Annotated in this window: 17 protein-coding genes and 1 tRNA gene; 8 read left to right on the top strand and 10 right to left on the bottom strand. The window is 61.3% G+C overall.

Features of this window, described 5'->3' with window-relative positions; genetic code table 11:
• The first annotated feature begins 73 nt into the window (after window positions 1-73).
• The gene (locus tag C444_RS10975; protein WP_004592899.1) at window positions 74-298 is read left to right on the top strand and encodes a hypothetical protein; all 225 of its coding nucleotides are present in this window, start codon (window positions 74-76) and stop codon (window positions 296-298) included.
• 205 nt (window positions 299-503) lie between these two features.
• Here the strand turns inward: C444_RS10975 and guaB are convergent, their stop codons facing one another.
• Complete coding sequence (gene guaB, locus C444_RS10970; protein ID WP_004592895.1) at window positions 504-1,988, bottom strand: IMP dehydrogenase; 1,485 nt, start codon at window positions 1,986-1,988, stop codon at window positions 504-506.
• Window positions 1,989-2,401: 413 nt separating this feature from the next.
• Here guaB and C444_RS10965 point away from each other — a divergent pair, with 413 nt between their 5' ends.
• From C444_RS10965 to C444_RS10950, 4 genes are all read left to right on the top strand, one after another.
• The gene (locus tag C444_RS10965) at window positions 2,402-3,289 is read left to right on the top strand and encodes a DUF5794 domain-containing protein (RefSeq protein ID WP_004592894.1); all 888 of its coding nucleotides are present in this window, start codon (window positions 2,402-2,404) and stop codon (window positions 3,287-3,289) included.
• Window positions 3,290-3,330: 41 nt separating this feature from the next.
• Complete coding sequence (locus tag C444_RS10960; RefSeq protein ID WP_004592893.1) at window positions 3,331-3,558, top strand: DUF5795 family protein; 228 nt, start codon at window positions 3,331-3,333, stop codon at window positions 3,556-3,558.
• Between the two features lie 54 nt (window positions 3,559-3,612).
• Window positions 3,613-3,793, top strand: a tRNA-Trp gene (locus C444_RS10955).
• Between the two features lie 199 nt (window positions 3,794-3,992).
• Window positions 3,993-4,673, top strand: coding sequence for a carbonic anhydrase (locus C444_RS10950; protein ID WP_004592892.1), 681 nt, complete (start codon window positions 3,993-3,995; stop codon window positions 4,671-4,673).
• Window positions 4,674-4,874: 201 nt separating this feature from the next.
• On the opposite strand, the gene C444_RS10945 is transcribed toward C444_RS10950, so the two are convergent.
• The 3 genes from C444_RS10945 to C444_RS10935 form a co-directional block, all read right to left on the bottom strand.
• Window positions 4,875-5,360, bottom strand: a complete 486-nt coding sequence (locus tag C444_RS10945) for a GNAT family N-acetyltransferase (protein WP_004592891.1) — start codon at window positions 5,358-5,360, stop codon at window positions 4,875-4,877.
• 62 nt (window positions 5,361-5,422) lie between these two features.
• Window positions 5,423-5,716 (bottom strand): chorismate mutase, encoded by a 294-nt coding sequence (locus C444_RS10940; RefSeq protein ID WP_004592890.1) that lies wholly within the window; start codon window positions 5,714-5,716, stop codon window positions 5,423-5,425.
• Window positions 5,713-6,591, bottom strand: a complete 879-nt coding sequence (locus tag C444_RS10935; protein ID WP_004592889.1) for a shikimate kinase — start codon at window positions 6,589-6,591, stop codon at window positions 5,713-5,715. Before C444_RS10935 ends, C444_RS10940 begins: the two co-directional genes overlap by 4 nt.
• A 141-nt stretch (window positions 6,592-6,732) precedes the next feature.
• Here C444_RS10935 and C444_RS10930 point away from each other — a divergent pair, with 141 nt between their 5' ends.
• Window positions 6,733-7,170 (top strand): hypothetical protein, encoded by a 438-nt coding sequence (locus C444_RS10930; protein ID WP_004592888.1) that lies wholly within the window; start codon window positions 6,733-6,735, stop codon window positions 7,168-7,170.
• Between the two features lie 22 nt (window positions 7,171-7,192).
• Here the strand turns inward: C444_RS10930 and C444_RS22955 are convergent, their stop codons facing one another.
• Entirely contained in the window at window positions 7,193-7,327 is a 135-nt protein-coding gene (locus tag C444_RS22955) for a hypothetical protein (RefSeq protein WP_004592887.1), read from the bottom strand.
• Between the two features lie 133 nt (window positions 7,328-7,460).
• Here C444_RS22955 and C444_RS10925 point away from each other — a divergent pair, with 133 nt between their 5' ends.
• Window positions 7,461-8,144 (top strand): potassium channel family protein, encoded by a 684-nt coding sequence (locus C444_RS10925; protein WP_004592886.1) that lies wholly within the window; start codon window positions 7,461-7,463, stop codon window positions 8,142-8,144.
• A 1-nt stretch (window position 8,145) separates the two neighbouring features.
• Window positions 8,146-9,840, top strand: coding sequence for a potassium transporter TrkG (locus C444_RS10920; RefSeq protein ID WP_004592885.1), 1,695 nt, complete (start codon window positions 8,146-8,148; stop codon window positions 9,838-9,840).
• A gap of 29 nt (window positions 9,841-9,869) precedes the next feature.
• Here C444_RS10920 and C444_RS10915 read toward each other — a convergent pair whose 3' ends face one another.
• The 5 genes from C444_RS10915 to C444_RS10895 form a co-directional block, all read right to left on the bottom strand.
• Window positions 9,870-11,405 carry a TrkH family potassium uptake protein gene (locus C444_RS10915; protein WP_004592884.1) on the bottom strand — a complete coding sequence of 512 codons (1,536 nt, stop codon included), beginning with the start codon at window positions 11,403-11,405 and terminating at the stop codon, window positions 9,870-9,872.
• A gap of 203 nt (window positions 11,406-11,608) precedes the next feature.
• Window positions 11,609-12,031, bottom strand: coding sequence for a hypothetical protein (locus C444_RS10910; RefSeq protein ID WP_004592883.1), 423 nt, complete (start codon window positions 12,029-12,031; stop codon window positions 11,609-11,611).
• A gap of 63 nt (window positions 12,032-12,094) precedes the next feature.
• Complete coding sequence (locus C444_RS10905; RefSeq protein WP_004592882.1) at window positions 12,095-14,281, bottom strand: alkaline phosphatase PhoX; 2,187 nt, start codon at window positions 14,279-14,281, stop codon at window positions 12,095-12,097.
• Window positions 14,282-14,543: 262 nt separating this feature from the next.
• The gene (locus C444_RS10900; RefSeq protein WP_004592881.1) at window positions 14,544-14,966 is read right to left on the bottom strand and encodes a hypothetical protein; all 423 of its coding nucleotides are present in this window, start codon (window positions 14,964-14,966) and stop codon (window positions 14,544-14,546) included.
• Window positions 14,967-14,984: 18 nt separating this feature from the next.
• A complete protein-coding gene (locus C444_RS10895; protein WP_004592880.1) occupies window positions 14,985-15,737 on the bottom strand; it encodes a hypothetical protein in 753 nt (250 codons plus the stop codon).
• Window positions 15,738-15,914: the final 177 nt, after the last annotated feature.

Raw genomic sequence — 15,914 nt, 5'->3', positions numbered from 1 at the left:
GCGGGCCCCCTGTATGTGCTGTCACTGAGAATCGGCGAAACCATCAACACAGACCCGGGTGTAGCGGACATGCATGACGTACGACTACGCTCGCGACCACGAGCACGAACTGTCGGCGGAGTATCTGTACGCCTCTGATGCGGAGGTTCTGGGAATCTACGACTCCGATGATGCTCTACAGGTCGACGTGGCAGTCATCTGCCCCGAGTGCAGCGAGACACTCCGTCTGGAGGCGACTGTCGACAAAGTCACGTCGTCCGGAACGGAACTGCCGTTGGACGAAGACTACTACGACTGACCGACGAGCCCGAAATAGTTTTTTCCGCGGCGCGAGTACAGTGGGCCGCTATGTCCGACTTCGACACGTTCGAGTGTGCGAGCTGTGGTGAGTCGTTCAAAGCGTATCCCGACGCGAATGCAGCACAGAAAGAGGCGTGTAGTCCGGCCTGCGAAACCAGCTTATAATCGGCTGCGGCTTTCTGCGTCCACTCCGGTCGACAGCGTTAGCTGTCGGGGCTGTAGTTGGGTGCTTCGTCCGTAATCATCACGTCGTGCGGGTGACTCTCCTGCTGTCCCGCGGCGGAGACCCGCACGAACTCGGCGCGCTGCTTGAACTCGGGAATCGTCTCGGCACCGACATAGCCCATCCCGGACTGCATCCCGCCGACGAGCTGGTGGAGTTCGGAGGCCAGCGAGCCCTTGTACGGCGTGGCGGCTTCGACGCCCTCGGGAACGAACTCCTCGCCCTCCTCGTCGTCCTTGAGGTAGCGCTCGCCGCCACCTTCATTCATCGCACCGACGCTGCCCATCCCGCGGTACTGCTTGTACTTCTTGCCGTTCATTGTGATGACGCGGCCCGGAGCCTCATCTGTGCCGGCGAAGTAGGAACCGAGCATCACCGCGTCCGCACCGGCGGCGATGGCCTTGATCGCGTCGCCGGAGTAGCGGATACCGCCGTCGGCGATGACTGGCACGTCGTGCTGGCTCGCCACGTCGGCGACCTGTGCGACGGCGGTGATCTGTGGCATTCCCGCACCGGTGACCACGCGGGTCGTACAGATGGAGCCGGGGCCGATACCCACCTTGACACCGTCGGCGAAGTCGACGACGGCTTCAGCGGCTTCACGGGTCCCGATGTTGCCGACGACCACGTCGGCGTCTACTTCGGCCTTGATCTCGCGGGCGCTCTCGATGACGTTCGCGTTGTGGGCGTGCGCACAGTCGATGAACAGGATGTCAACGCCGGCCTCGTCCGCGACCTGTGCACGGTCGAGTTCGAAGGGGCCGACGGCCGCGCCACAGCGGAGCGAGCCGTCGTTTGCGCGGGCGGCCTGGTCGTACTCGCGACGCTGGAGGATACCCTGCATCGTGACCAGCCCGACGAGTCGGTTCTCGTCGTCGACGATAGGGACGCGCTCGATTTTGTGGTCATACATCAATTCTAGCGCTTCCCGTGGCGTCACGTCCTCGGGGGCGGTGACGACTTCGTCGGTCATCGCATCAGTGACGGCGTCGTCCTCGCCGACCTCCAGATACGGTCGGATATCCGTCCCGGAAATGATACCTAGCACTTCGCCATTGTCGTCGCCGACGACCGGCGCACCGGAGACACCCTCGCGTTCCATCATCTCGTCGACCTCGCGAACGGTCTGGTTCGGGCTGGCCGTCACGACATCGCGGATGATGAGTTCGTCTGCGCGTTTGACCCGCTCGATTTCGGTCGCCATCTGGTCGGCGTTCATGTTGCGGTGGAGAACGCCGATACCGCCCTGTCGCGCCATCGCGATCGCCATGTCGCTCTCGGTGACAGTGTCCATCGCCGCGGAGACGACAGGGACGGTCAGTTCGACCGACTTCGAGACCCGCGTTGTGGTATCTGCTTCGTCTGGTTCGACGCGGGACTCCTTGGGTCTGAGGAGTACGTCGTCGAACGTCAGCGCCTCCGGCACTCGGAGCTTCTCTGAGAAAGGCTCGGAATCGTTCGCCATGTAAATCGTCCACGACGGCCCGGCAAAAACGTTGCGAGACTCGGCGCTACGTGGGGTTCGATGGCACACGTGTCTCCGGCAGCCCCTTCCAGAAATCCGCCATCGATCTCTCATTTGTCACTCCCTGATCCCGAAGGTGAGACATTCGTCCACAAACATCGGGGCATTCCGGAAAACCGGTGGCGTATGTGCGCAGTTCTCACGCAACGGTTATGTGCGAATGAAGGATAATTAAAAACATGCGACTCACCGAACCCGCACGGAACGGTACTGCCCGTCAGATGACGTCCACAGCGTCGGGCAACACAACGTTCACGCGGTTCGGTAAGAAATTCTGGCAACTCTGTCGTGTTCGTCAGGACCGAGTGAGAACCTCCCAACGAGAGTTGGGTTACGCTCGACCGTAACACGACATGAGTAGCTCCAGACACCCGATTGCACTCGACATCGAGCAGCAGGTCGGCCGCGGTGGTCGGCTCTTAGCGACCGTCATGGGTCTGCCGCTCGTTGACGGCATCTTCCCGGTGCTCGTCCTCGCAGGAGCACTTTCGACCTGGATGGGCGTCCTCGAAGTGGGCTTGCTCGTCTTCGGCGGATCGGCCACCGTCGCCGTCGTGTTAGCCGAACTCGAAGGCGGTCCCCGGCAGCAGGCGCGCTCGGTACTCATCATCGGAGCCGTCCTGATGCCGATCGCACTCGTCGAAGCAGCCCTTGCCCCGACGATCGCGGGAATCGTCAAACTGGGGACCCTCGAACGGTTCGCCGGCCTCGTCATCCTCGCCATCGCAGCACAGACTGCGAGCGCACGTATCGGCGAGTACCTGCCGCGGCCGGCCGTCATCGTCGGGCTCGGTCTGTTAGCCAGCCTCGATCCCGCAGGCGCAAAGCTGGTCACCGCCATCGAACCCGAGGTATTGCTCCGAGCGGCTGCTACCACCGGCGTCGGGATCGGCTTCGCCCTCGCCGTCGCGCTGGCGAGTCCGTGGCTCCGCAACGCCGTCGACATCGACCGGTTCCGCTTCGGAAGCGCTGTCGCGCTTGGCGTCCTCGCTCTCTCTGTCCTCGGCGTGATGCCGACCGACGCGCCAGTTGCGCTGGCCGTGCTGGCCGTCACGGCGCTGCTGTCATTCGACCCGGAAAACGCTCGCACGCGTCACACGGAATACCGACCTGACGCCGTGGACCTCACTGCCGCCTTCGCCGACGGCGGCGCGTCCCAGGGCGTCGCCGCCGACGAGCAGACCGACGAAGGGGCCGCAGTCGAGTACGAGCCTGACCAAGAACGCGCCCCGTGGCTGTGACGAGGGAGAACTTTTAGGCCCATCAGGCCCGGCTGTCCGGTATGAGCGACAATCGCGTGGTCCAGGGACGGATGCAGACTCCCGAGAGCCTGGCCGAACTCATCGAAGGCGAAGACGTCATGGACGCAGAGCCTATCGAAGACGCCGACGACGACTGCCCGGACTGTGGCGAGAACGTTATTTCCGTAGGGTACATGCCCTCTGCGCTGGAGTTCGTTACTGGATACAAGTGCCAGGAGTGCGATTGGTCTGACACCGACCGCGACTGAGCGCCGTCTGCCAATCGAAATCCCTTTAATGCGAGTCGGCTTACGCCGGAGTGCGGGGTCGTGGCCTAGTCCGGGAAGGCGGCTGACTCCAGAGGCCACGCGCCTGGGACGACACTTCGAGGGCTGATATACTGAGCGGCCGGCTGATCACCGGTCCGCGACGATGACCCTCTGGAGTTCCGAGGCGCAGGACGGAGATATCAGCCGATCGGGGGTTCAAATCCCTCCGACCCCATACTATTATTCTTCCAGACCTGTCTGTTCGTTTGCTTTCACCGTAATCGCACGTCTAAACCCCTCCAGACCTGGGTTTCAAAATCGTCCTCGATGCAGCCAGAGCGGTCCGGACAGGGGACCGAGTCGGCGTCAGGTTTGGGCAGGGCAACACTGCCCAAGTCCAATGAGTTTACTGCATGGCGGCTATCTGCCCACGCATGAGCCAGCTATTACGTGATTTACTTGCCGGAAACGCCGACCACACGGCGGAGTTCCGGGACCGGTTCGATCAGGTCCAGAACTCGCAGACACCCGACGCCGTCACGGTCTGTTGTTCCGATTCGCGGGTACTTCAGGACCATATGTGGGGAAACAGCGAGCCGGGGCATCTCTTTACCTGTAGCAACATCGGGAACCGAGTCATCCAGCAGACCACCTCCGGCGAGACGGTATCCGGTGACGTGTTGTACCCCATCGAGCACACGATGACCGAAACAGCCGTCGTCGTCGGCCACACCGGTTGTGGAGCGGTGACGGCAACCTATGACGACCTGACCGACGGTCTTGATGAGCCGGCTGGCATTGACCACTGCCTCAGTCTTCTCAAACCCCATCTTGAGCCTGCGCTGGACCATCTCCCAGAGGATATCGAGCGGGCAGCGGCCATCAACCGACTCGTCGAGTACAACGTCGACAGGCAAGTCGAGTTTCTTCGAGACAGCGACGACGTGCCCGACACCGTCGATGTGTTCGGTGTCGTCTACGACTTTCAGGACGTGTACGGGGGGCAACGGGGTGAGGTCCACGTCATCAACGTCGACGGCGAAACCGATGTCGGCGCGCTCCGGGCGGTTCACCCCGACATCGACTCACGGATCAACCGCCTCTGGGAGTACTAACAGGACGGCGGTGGCGGTAGGCGGAGCGTTGAAACTGAGTCTCGGACTAGACCGACCCATTGCAGCAGACTCTTGCTATCTGTTCTCTCGCTGTTCGACCTTTTTCGGGTCTGAAACTGGTGTTACAAGGCATGTACAAATTGTCGATTTCGCCCTCCCAATAGACAAATACGGGGAGTCGAGCGAAGTGAAGCAGCCTGACTAAAGGGGTTTCTCCATCCACACAGTATCTACATCGATGTCGTTCGTAGTCGTGTTTGTCACGCGCTCTACCTTCTGGTACCCCTGCTGTTCGTAGAACTTGACGGCGTTGAGAACGGCGCGTAAACGAACCACGTCGAACCCTTCGTCTCGAAGACGCCGCTCGAAGTGATGGAGGATAGATGACCCGACTCCTTCTCTATCGTGCTCCGGGTCTACAAAAACAGCCGCAACTTCCCCGCTTTCCACGTCAAGTTCGCCGAATCCGACAACGCGACTGTCGGATTCTGCGACGACGAGTTCGGTCGTAGCGTCTTTAATAGCGTTCTCATATCTCTCAGTCCCTTCTGTCTTTGCTGCCCACGCCGCAACCTGCCTATCAGTATAGGCAGACGGCCCATGAGCGAAGATGGCAGCGACGTGAATGAGTAAGATCGCCTCCACTTCGGTGGTCGTTGCAGTGCGAACGCGCCATTCAGGAGCCATACGCGATCATGAAAGACTGCGAAGATGTACTCTGTCGTTCGGGTGCCAGAAGTGCCCGTCGTCTACCTACTCTCTCGCTGTTCGACCTTGTTCAGTTCGATCAGCAACCGGAAAATTGCTTTCACGAGGTTTTCGTCGACGTCGAACTGCTCCGCGTTGTCGCCGGCGCGGTCCATGACGGCCTGCTCCTGTTGCTCGTCGGTCGTCGGCAGCCCCTTCTCGTCTTTGACCTGTGCGATGGTATCGGCGACGTAGGTTCGCTGTGCGATCTTCTCGACGATCTCCCGGTCGATAGTCCGGATTTCGTCGCGCAGTTCGTCCAGCGACATGTCCTCTGGGTTCGGGTTCGTGCTCATACTGTGTGTGTCCCTTCTGTCTGTGTCGTCGTCAGCCATGTCTCTCCGGGTCGTTTGTCCCAGGCGTCCCGTACGGCTTCAAGTGCCGCTCGCTCACCGACAGCAGTAAACGACGGCCCCGTCCCGGACAGGGAGACGCCCTCGACGTACTGTAGCGCGTCGAGAACCGGGTCCGTTTCAAAATCCAGCGCGGCCGAGAACGCAAGGCCGTTAACGGTCATCGCCCGCTGGTAGTCGCCGTCGAGCGCGAGGTCCTCGACGAGGCGGGCCATCGGCGCGATCTGGCGGCACCGCTCGACGTCCGCGTCGGCGCTGAAGGACTGTTCCGGCGGCGTCCAGACGAGCACGTCCCAGTCGATCTCCTCGCGGGCCAGGAGCGCGTCGTCCTCGTTGTCGGTGACGGTGACGCCGCCGAGCATCGACGCCGAGGCGTCATCGAAGGCCCCGGTGACGGTGACACCCACGTCGCGGGCCGCCATGACGCCCAGGCGAGCCATGTCCTCGCGGCTCATCCGTTCGGTCGCATCGAGCGCATCGAGCGCCGCCATGACGGTCGCGTTTGCGGCCGCACTGGAGCTCTTGAGCCCCGAGGCCATCGGGACCTCGCTCTCGGTGCGGACCGTCCCACCGGAGACCGCCGGCACGCCCACGTTCTGCGGGCCGCCGTGGGCGTCGATGACGTACTCGACGCAGCGTTCGATGAGTCGCGTGTCGGCGTCCGGCGCACCGTCCACTTCACCGGTGACACCGTCGGTCTCGGTCGAGAGCTCGACAGTGGCAGTCGTATACTCGTCGATAGCAAACGCCGCACCGCGGCCGGTCGCCAGCGCGTTGAGGACCGTCCCTGCTGCGGGCGCTGCTGCCTTCCCTTCCATCGACGTGTACTCTCGCACGGACCTATTTACTAACTGCGATACCCCTGTAGCGGCCATATTGACCGCAGCAGCGAAGCGATCGCGTCACAGTAAGACGGACAACACTATACCGCCCAGTTCGAAGGGAACCAGCAACGGGAAATGAGCATCGGGGACACACTCCGTGGACTCTCGGCAGGCATCGCGGTTCTGGGCTACGTCAGCCTGTTTCTGTTGTTGCAGGTCCGGGCGGCTCCAGTATCGGCGCTGGCGGGAATTGCAGTGCTCTCCACTGCTGCGCTCGTCATTGCTGGCGGTCGGCCCGCAGTTCGCCAACTTCTGGGTCACGGGTCGTCCTCTCAGGCGGACACGTCCGGGTGGTGGCTCGCTCGCGTCGAACCCGCGCTCGAAGACGCCTGGAACACGTATGCGGACCTCGTACTAACGGTCGGCCTGTGGAGCATCAGTATCGGCTCCTTTGGCGGACTCATAACCTACCCCGGCGATAATCCACCGTTCGGCCTCGCTATCGTTGGATTCCTGTCAATGGTCTGTGGACTCATCTCGCTCGGGTTTCTCATCGATTCGAGATACGAGTGAAATCAGGTGGTTCGGGGTCCGTTCAGGCCGGGAACAGAAGATACGGCAGGATGAACAGCAACAGGAACATGAACAGGAGAATGAGGCCATAGCCGGCCAGCGTCCCGGCGGCTGTCAGCCACGCCGGATGGTCAAACTGCTCGGTGAGGTGTGCCATACCGGGGGATTCAGTCGGGGACAGTATAGTGGTTTGGGAGCGGCGCGGGCACCGACAGGCCGAACCGCCGCAGTGGCTTGCTTGTGATTGATAACGGTAGTCTTTCAACCATCGGTTCAGTACACTGGCAAAAATGTATATTGTCATCGTCGGTGCGGGTGATATCGGGTCGCCATTGCTTGAGATCGCGACAGCGGGGGGGAACGAGGTCGTCGTCATCGAACGCGACAAGGAACGAGCGGAACGTGCGTCGAGACAGTACGACTGTCTCGTTATTCACGACGATGCGACCTCGAAGGACACGCTTGAAGACGCCGGTGTTGATCGTGCCGACGCGCTTATCTCGACAACCGACCAGGACGCGACCAACATCATGGTCTGTCTGCTGGCACAGGAACTGGAAGTGCCGGACATCGTCTCGGTCGTCCACAACCCCGAGCACATGAACGTGTTCCGCCAGATCGGCGTCAACACGATGCAGAACCCACAACGGCTCATCGCCGAGTACCTCTACCGGGCCGTCAAGCGGCCGTCTATCGTCGACTTCATGCGTATCGGCGACAGGGCGGAAGTGTTCGAGATCACTGTCATGCCCGGCGCACCGATTGCGGGCAAAACGTTGCAGGATGCCAACGCGGAAGGTCTCATCGGCGGCCAGACACTCATCGTGGCTATCGAACGCAACGGCGACGGCGACCCGATAACGCCCCGCGGCGATACGCGCATTGAGGCCGACGACCTCCTCACGGTCTACTCGGGTGACGGTGCGACGCCTGAGGTGACCGACATCTTCGGTCACTCCGAGGACCATAACTGACATGTCACGACGGAACTACGGGCTGTTCCCGACGGACCTGAAGACAATCGCCCGCGATATCGGGTCGCTCCTGCTGATGGAGGCCGGGCTCATGACGATTACAGCCGTGATTGCGCTAGGCTTTCGGGAGTTCTACGCCGCTTTCGGGTTCTTCACTGCGGCCGGGATGACCGCCGCCGTCGGCGGTCTCGCGAACCGTGGATTCACCGATGCCCCAGCTCCACAAATGAAACACGGCATGGTCATCGCCGCTGGCGGGTGGCTGCTGGTCGCCGCGTTCGGGTCGTTGCCGTTTCTGTTGACCGCGTGGTTCACGCCCCCTGCTGTCATGGATACGTTCGTTCCGGTCGGGACGGACACGAGTACGTGGGACCCGATCAGGGTTGGCGGGACAACGACGTTCTCCAGCTTGGCGTACTTCCGGAACCCGCTTCACGCCTTCTTCGAGAGCATGAGCGGGTGGACCGGGAGCGGCCTGACGATGGCGATTCACGAGCCCTCGCTCCCCCGCGCGGTCCAGTGGTGGCGGTCGTTCATCCAGTACATCGGCGGCGTCGGCGTCATTGTCCTGACCGTGTCTATCCTTTCACGGCCCGGCAGCGGCAGTTACGCCCTCTACCAGAGCGAGGCTCGCGAGGAAAAAATCCATCCAAGCGTCGTCTCTACCGTCCGAACGGTCTGGAAACTCGTCGCCGGCTACACGGTGCTCTCGTTCGCGCTGCTGTTCGGTGCTATCCTCGCCAGCGACAGCGAGTACGCGGAGTCACTGCCGCTGTGGGAGGCCGCTTGGCAGGCGCTCAACCACGCCATGACCGGGCTGACGACCGGCGGGTTCTCGGTCACGGACAACTCGATTGCGACGTACAACTCGCCGCTCGTCGAGACGGTCCTGTTGCCGATTATGATTCTCGGCGCGATTGCGTTCCCGGTCCACTACGTCGTCTTACACGACAGGCAGGTTCGTGAACTGGTGTCGGACTTGCAGACTCGCTGGCTGTTCATCCTGCTTGCGCTCGGCGTCGTCGGGCTCTCAGCCCAGAACATGTGGTCCGTGTCCGCGACGACTGAGGCGTTTGCCACCCAGTCGTTCCTGCCGTTTTCGGTGCCGATGCTCGACGCTGCACAGCTGGATGCGGTCCGAGACTCGACGTTCCAGTGGGTCAGCGCCCTCAGCTGTACCGGCTTCCAGTCAGCACCGATCGGTCGCTGGCTCGCCGGCGGCAAGGTGCTCGTGACCGGCGCGATGGTGCTTGGCGGCGCTGCGGGGTCCACTGTCGGGGGCATCAAAATCATCCGGGGATACACCATCGCTCGCGGGATCATCTGGCAATTCTCGCGAGTGTTCCTCCCGACGAACGCGGTTATTACGGCCCGCATCGGCGACCGGACGCTCGACCGCGAGTCGATGGAGCGGGAGTTCAGCGAAGCGGCCATCGTCACGCTGCTGTGGCTCATCATTCTGGTGACCAGCAGCGTCGTCCTCACCAACGTCGCGGGACCGGCGTTCGGTTACGCTGATGCCCTGTTCGAGGTCGCCAGCGCGCAGGGGAACGTCGGCCTGTCCTCTGGCATCACCGGTCCGTCGATGTCCCCGCTCGCAGAGGGGATGTTCGTATTGAACATGTGGGTCGGCCGGCTGGAGATCATCCCGATACTCGTGTTCATCCGCGCCGGACTGTACGGGTTAGATCCGTAAGCCGTCGAGCGCCCTCCAGTCTCTAGCACTCACTCGTTCCAGAACGCACCGGTGAAGAGTACGAACACCGGAATAATCTCCAGTCGACCGATCCACATCAGGAAGATCATCAGCAGTTTGCTGGTCTCCGGGAAGAGTTCGTAGGTTCCGAACGGCCCCAGAAATCCGAACCCGGGACCGATGTTCCCAATGGTCGCCAGGCTTGCGCTGATGGCTTCGAAGACAGTTAGGTCGAGGCCGACACGGCCGGCATCGAGGAGGAGAAACACTGTCGCGACACCGAACGTAAGCAGGTACAACAGCGTGAACCCGTATATCGCGTTGATAACGTCCTCATCGATGACCTGCCCGCCAAGCCGAACTGGTTTGACGGCGCTGGGATGGGATGTCGTGAACAGTTGGCGTCGGATACTCTTGAACACGACGAGCCACCGGACGATCTTGACACCGCCACCGGTCGACCCTGCGGAGCCGCCAATAAACATCGCGAACAAGAGGACTCCCTGTGCGGTGTTGCCCCACTGGGCGAAGTCACTCGTCGCGTACCCGGTCGAGTTCAGCAGGGAGGCGACCTGGAACGTGGCTTGTCGGAGCGAGTTCTCCAGCGCCCCCTGTGTTACGCCGCCGAGTTCAAGCGGCGGTGCGGACCCGGTGAACAGCAGTCCCCAGAGGATGACGGCCACGCCGGCGTTCGCACCGAGGTACGCCTGCAGTTCGCGGTCTTGGAGGAAGGCGGCGTACTCGTCCTGTAACAGGAGGTAAAACAGCGCGAAGTTCATCCCGGCGATGAGCATGAACGGAATGACGGCCCACTGGACAGCCGGTGAGAAGTAGGCGATGCTCTCAGCCTGTGGGGAGAAACCGCCGGTCGGCAGCGTTGTGAACCCGTGGGCGACGGCGTTGTAGGCGTCCATATTCGGCGCATAGCCCGTGTAATGAAGGCCGAGCAGAATGAGAATATACAGCACGGTAAAGCCCAGGTAAAACAGCCAGAGGAGCCGTGCAGTTTCGGCTATCTTCGGCGTCAGCTTCTGGAGTTCGGGGCCAGGCGCTTCGGATTCGATCAACTGCGCCCCGTTGACGGCCGCTTCCGGGAGAATGGCGACCATCAGGACGATGATACCCATTCCGCCGAGCCACTGGGTGAGCTGTCGCCACATCAACAGCGCGTGCGAATGGCGGGTAAACGATATTTCGTTGGTGACGGTCGCGCCAGTGGTCGTAAACCCGGACATCGACTCGAACAGCGCGTTCACAGGCTCACCGAGCGCCGATTCGGTCCCGTACCCGGCGATAACGTAGGGGATCGCACCGATAACCGCGACGGCCCCCCACGAGAGACCGACGAACAGCAGCGCTTCGCGTGGCCCGAGTTCGTGACTGTCGCTGACTTGCTCTATCGCTACGCCGAGCGTGATGGCGATTGCGATAGAGATCAGGAAGACAACGGTATCTTCTCCGTACAACAAACCGATCCCAAGCGGGACCAGCATTGCGACGGCGAGATACTTGATCACAGTGCCGGTTAGAGCGACACTCTGTCGCCAGTCGACGCGAACCGACATCACTGATCACCGACCATTAACTGACGCTCACACTCCCGATATGAAAAAGCCCCACATTCTAACAGCGCTTTTTCCGGCACCTTCACTCGTGCACAGCGTCACTCGATGCGTTCTCTGTTCTGGAGGCGTATTGCGTTCGTACGCAGTCGTGTCCCTGGTGTGGATAATACCGCTGGACCCACTGGAGGCGCTGAAGCGGCGACTCAGGCGTGGCCCTGTTCTTTCGCTCCCTCGCGGATCTTCTTTGACCGTTTGCGGACGCGTGAGATATACCGCTCGATTTTCTCCGGTTTCTCGCCGTAGAACGACGCTGCCCAGTGGACATCGACACCGTCCTGTGTCAGGAAATACGCGACGAGCGTATCGCGTCCCGCCTGTATCACTGTCGGTGGTACGCCACGTTCACCGGTTCCGGCCTCCTGAAAGCCGTTCACGTCGAAGTACACGTCGGCATACAGCGTCGCCATCTCGGGGTCGCCGAATTCAATTCCCTGATGATCAGGGGCCTCAAATCGGTACCGGGTCTCGCCGTCAGCAGTGGTTCGTTCGGTGATTCGGACGCCGAGGATATACTCGCGATACGTCTCTAAGTCGGTTACAGTATTTGAGCTGTCAGTCTGAGCCATGTCTTGGGTGAAATCGAAAGCTGTGTAGCTGTCTGAGTGGTGTCTGGTCAGCGCCTTGTCTCGTTAGCTGTTGCCGTTGTTGCCGTTCCCGTTGCCATTGTTACCGTTTCCGTTGCCGTTGTTGCCGTTGTTACCGTTCCCGTTGCCGTTGTTGCCGTTCCCGTTGCCGTTGTTATCGTTACCGCCATTCTCGTTTCGCTCTGATTCCTCTTCTGGCTCGGGTTCGTAGACATAGAGCCCATCGTTCGGGTACGAACGTGCGGGGCCGCCGAAGCCGTCCTCACAGCAGAGCACGCGTCCGTCGTCCATCACGTAGACGTTATCTACGTTCCGGAGCGCGTCGTCGGCGTCTTCCGGCTCGTCGGTGAAGTCCGGGCCGACGATGACCGGCTCGAGGGTCGAGATATTATAGTCCGATTCCAGCACGCCGCGATAGACGACGCCGCCGTCGACGCGGTCCATCTGGATGTCACCGCTGTCGTTTGCGAGATCGTCGTTGAACTCCGAAATACCGAAGTAGACTGGGTCGCCCGGTCCGGCACCGTCCTTGCTGTCGACACCTTCTGCTTTGTTGAACTCGATAGATGCGCCGATTTCCTTTGCCGCCGCACGGGTTTCGAGGAAGGGGACGCGCCGGAGTTTCTCGTCGACGTTGTCGGGGCCTTCGGCGTAGTACTGGTCGGCCCACTCGACAATTTCCTCGTTCGTGATGTAGTTCTGGTTCCCGTTCTCGATGACTTCTCGGTCAGCCTCTTCAAGAGCGGCCTCGCGGTCCTCCACCCAATCAGACTCGGCGTGGGCTCGGAGATAGTCAGATTGCGTGATGTCATCGTATTCGGCGATCCACTCTTCGATCTCCGCGTTGCTTGCGCTACCCAGCGGAATCCACTCAATGTCAAGCGAGTACTCAGCCGGGGACTTCCGTGTGCCAACCGTCGATGCGTCCGCCTGTGGGTTCGTAATCTTCGGCGCGTACAGCGTGCCCGACACCTCCATCGGGTCGTCGTACTCCGGAATGACCTCGTCGGCGACGAACTTGTAGATGCCCTTGCTGTCGCCGTCTGAGCACATATAGACAGTTTGCTCGTCGGCCTGGATGTTCGGTGCCTCCCAAGAAGCCCGCCCCATCACGTAGTACTTGACTGGCTGTGGCGGGTCGGCAGTCGGCTCGCGGAAGTCGACGTGGTAGCCATACCGGTACGGGTTCGGATACGTATCAGAGATCGGCTCGGTGCTATTGCTGTTGGAGTTCTGGTCGGACTGCTCAGCACCGAGATAATACGCGAGGAACTCCACGCCGTCCAGCGCCCAGTATCCCTGGATGCTCCAGGCTTCGTCGCCGTAATAGTCGTCGACGGCGCTCTGAATGCCAGTCGGGTTCGGTCGGTTCCAGAACTGACACCCGCCGATGCGTCCCTTTCCGGTGCCGGCGTCGACGATGTCGCCGACCTGGTTGGTCAGCGAGACGCGCGGGTGGGCGTAGTTCTCCTCTGAAGAGATCATTGTTCCCCACGGGCTCAGATCGCCGTAACAGTTGATCCGCGTGCCACCGATCTCACGGAACGGCTCTGTGTTTGCTAGATTGATCGCGTCTTCGAGGTCAGCTTCCCACTCGCCATCGCGGGTCTGACGCAGCGGGATTCGACTGACGTTGCCCGGACTGTTCTCCCAGTTCGTAAACAGGTAGCCTTCAGTTCCGTCCTCGTCTGTCGGGACGAACTGATTACAGTCAGGGTTCGTCCCTGCGGCACCGTACTGCGTCCCTTCGAAATTGTCCAGCGTGATGTCCGTACCGTCCGGCGTCTGCGTGACGCCCAGGCGCTCCTCGCCGCCGTTGATCTCGTCCCGGCCGTGGGCGAAGATTGTGTAGTCGCCGTTGCCTGACCGGACCTGACGCTGTTCCGCCTCGGTTTGTGGCGTCGACAGTTCGTCGAAGTCGTCGTTAGTCCCATCGAGTTCGAACTGGAAACCACTGAAATAGCCGATTCCGGCAGTGTCGAACGGTTCCGGATTTTCCGCTTCAGGATGCTGGAGACTGTACAGGAGTGAGCCGTTCTGGAAGACAAACGGCCCTGTCACTTCTGCCCCGAACGCCGTCGTTGAGAACCGCTTGAGTTCCCCTTTCACACTCGGTGCGCCGGGTGTGTCGGATTCGTCGACCTCTTCGCCACTCGCCACACCGATGACGCTGGCCCCAAGCGCAGCCGCCACCGATTTCGAAAGCACCTGTCGTCGAGTAAAGTCGACCATGCACCTGTTCAAGAGGAGAGTGTTTTAAAACCGCTTTATAATATAACCCTATACAGACATGTTCTGCATAGAGAAATCCGGACTGTGAGGTAACAGACAGTTTGTGAATAAATAACAATGCAGCGCTATTTTCACCAGACATACAGTACTTATTGTGGTGGACGAGCTAGACGGTGCAGTACGGCAGGAGCAGGGCTCTTACGAGAGGCCTGTCGTCTCCGTCAGTTGGCTCGGCCTGCAGCCCGTCGCGGTGTATCGGCACTCATGTGAGCTGTTTCTGTTTCGCCCCCTCACGGATCTTTTTCGAGCGCTTGCGGACGCGTGAAACGTAGCGTTCGATTTTCTCCGGTTTCTCGCCGTAGAACGACGCGGCCCAGTGGACGTCGACGCCGTCCTGTGTGAGGAAGTAGGCGACCAGCGTATCACGGCCAGCCTGTATGACCGTCGGCGGCACGCCGTGTTCGCCGGTCCCGGCCTCCTGAAAGCCGTTCACGTCGAAATACACGTCGGCGTACAGCGTCGCCATCTCGGGGTCGGCGAACTCGACCCCCTGGTGGTCGGGGGCCTCGAATCGGTAGCGCGTGTCGCCGTCGCCTGTCGTTCGTTCGACGATGCGTACGTCGAGGATGTACTCACGGTAGATCGAGCTGTCCGTCGGTGCAGCAGTAGTGTCTGGCTGTGGCATGGATAGGTTAGTCTGGTGCTATGGTTGTCGGCCCGTTCTGGCTGCGAGCGCCGTTACCGCGGCGAGTGCGACGATGGCCAGTGCTATCGGGAGTGACCCGTTCGCGCCGGTCGTCGACTGGTCGCCGCCGCCCGTAGAGTCGTCCTCCGTGACACCTGCGGCGCTCGCGGTATCCGCTGACTCGGTTGTGGACTCGCTGGCGGGCGACGATGCTTCGGTCGCGGCCGCCACTGCCTCCGTCGTCGCGCTCGGTGACACTGTGAGCGCCGCCGGCTCGGTTGCTGGTTCAACTGCGCCGCCGCCGTCGGCGTCGACCTGATTCGACGCGACAGTCACCTGCGTCTCACCGCTGTCGACGCCAGCAAGCGTGACTGTCGCGAGCGTCACATCGCTCGCTCCGGGTTCGATCTGCCCGTCAAGGTCGGCCGCTTCAAGCGTGACCGTCCCGCCATCTGAACTAACGACGGGATCGGTCGTGAGTCCGAACCGGTCGGGGTAGCTCGCGTTCTCGAACCGGACGACAGCGGGGTCGTCGACAGCGAGTTCGAGCTGGTAGCCGGCAAGGCCGTCCGGCGCGGTCGTCAGGACCACTGGAACGGTCGTTGTCTCGCCGGCGGCGACGGAGCCGGCCTCAATGCTAATTTTCGGCGTGCTCTGCCCAGTGGCGAGTGCGGGGACCGTCCCTGCGAGGAGGACGAGCGCGACGAGCGCGAAGGGGCGGCTGACGGTTCGGACGCGACCGCGTATCGAACAGGTAGTGTCGTCGGTCATTGTGTTGCTGTATCGAAAGATGGGAAGGGTGCTCGGTCGGAGTCGTCAGTTGACCTCTTCGTAGAGGGCCGTCACGTCCGCGAAGTCGATCTTACCGTTCTCGTTGAAGTCGTACGCGCCGGTGTTCAGCTGGACGCTGTCGGAGTCCATGTTCGAGAACCTGTCTCTTATACACAT

Origin of the sequence: Haloarcula japonica DSM 6131 (genome assembly GCF_000336635.1) — an archaeon.
GTDB classification, from domain to species: domain Archaea; phylum Halobacteriota; class Halobacteria; order Halobacteriales; family Haloarculaceae; genus Haloarcula; species Haloarcula japonica.
This window is presented reverse-complemented; position numbering and strand designations above follow the sequence as displayed.

Bases quoted from the DNA above. Each gene is read 5' to 3' on its own strand.
- C444_RS10975 (WP_004592899.1), top strand. From the start codon at position 74: ATGACGTACGACTACGCTCGCGACCACGAGCACGAACTGTCGGCGGAG.
- guaB (WP_004592895.1), bottom strand. From the start codon at position 1,988: ATGGCGAACGATTCCGAGCCTTTCTCAGAGAAGCTCCGAGTGCCGGAG.
- C444_RS10965 (WP_004592894.1), top strand. From the start codon at position 2,402: ATGAGTAGCTCCAGACACCCGATTGCACTCGACATCGAGCAGCAGGTC.
- C444_RS10960 (WP_004592893.1), top strand. From the start codon at position 3,331: ATGAGCGACAATCGCGTGGTCCAGGGACGGATGCAGACTCCCGAGAGC.
- C444_RS10950 (WP_004592892.1), top strand. From the start codon at position 3,993: ATGAGCCAGCTATTACGTGATTTACTTGCCGGAAACGCCGACCACACG.
- C444_RS10945 (WP_004592891.1), bottom strand. From the start codon at position 5,360: ATGGCTCCTGAATGGCGCGTTCGCACTGCAACGACCACCGAAGTGGAG.
- C444_RS10940 (WP_004592890.1), bottom strand. From the start codon at position 5,716: ATGAGCACGAACCCGAACCCAGAGGACATGTCGCTGGACGAACTGCGC.
- C444_RS10935 (WP_004592889.1), bottom strand. From the start codon at position 6,591: ATGGAAGGGAAGGCAGCAGCGCCCGCAGCAGGGACGGTCCTCAACGCG.
- C444_RS10930 (WP_004592888.1), top strand. From the start codon at position 6,733: ATGAGCATCGGGGACACACTCCGTGGACTCTCGGCAGGCATCGCGGTT.
- C444_RS22955 (WP_004592887.1), bottom strand. From the start codon at position 7,327: ATGGCACACCTCACCGAGCAGTTTGACCATCCGGCGTGGCTGACAGCC.
- C444_RS10925 (WP_004592886.1), top strand. From the start codon at position 7,461: ATGTATATTGTCATCGTCGGTGCGGGTGATATCGGGTCGCCATTGCTT.
- C444_RS10920 (WP_004592885.1), top strand. From the start codon at position 8,146: ATGTCACGACGGAACTACGGGCTGTTCCCGACGGACCTGAAGACAATC.
- C444_RS10915 (WP_004592884.1), bottom strand. From the start codon at position 11,405: ATGTCGGTTCGCGTCGACTGGCGACAGAGTGTCGCTCTAACCGGCACT.
- C444_RS10910 (WP_004592883.1), bottom strand. From the start codon at position 12,031: ATGGCTCAGACTGACAGCTCAAATACTGTAACCGACTTAGAGACGTAT.
- C444_RS10905 (WP_004592882.1), bottom strand. From the start codon at position 14,281: ATGGTCGACTTTACTCGACGACAGGTGCTTTCGAAATCGGTGGCGGCT.
- C444_RS10900 (WP_004592881.1), bottom strand. From the start codon at position 14,966: ATGCCACAGCCAGACACTACTGCTGCACCGACGGACAGCTCGATCTAC.
- C444_RS10895 (WP_004592880.1), bottom strand. From the start codon at position 15,737: ATGACCGACGACACTACCTGTTCGATACGCGGTCGCGTCCGAACCGTC.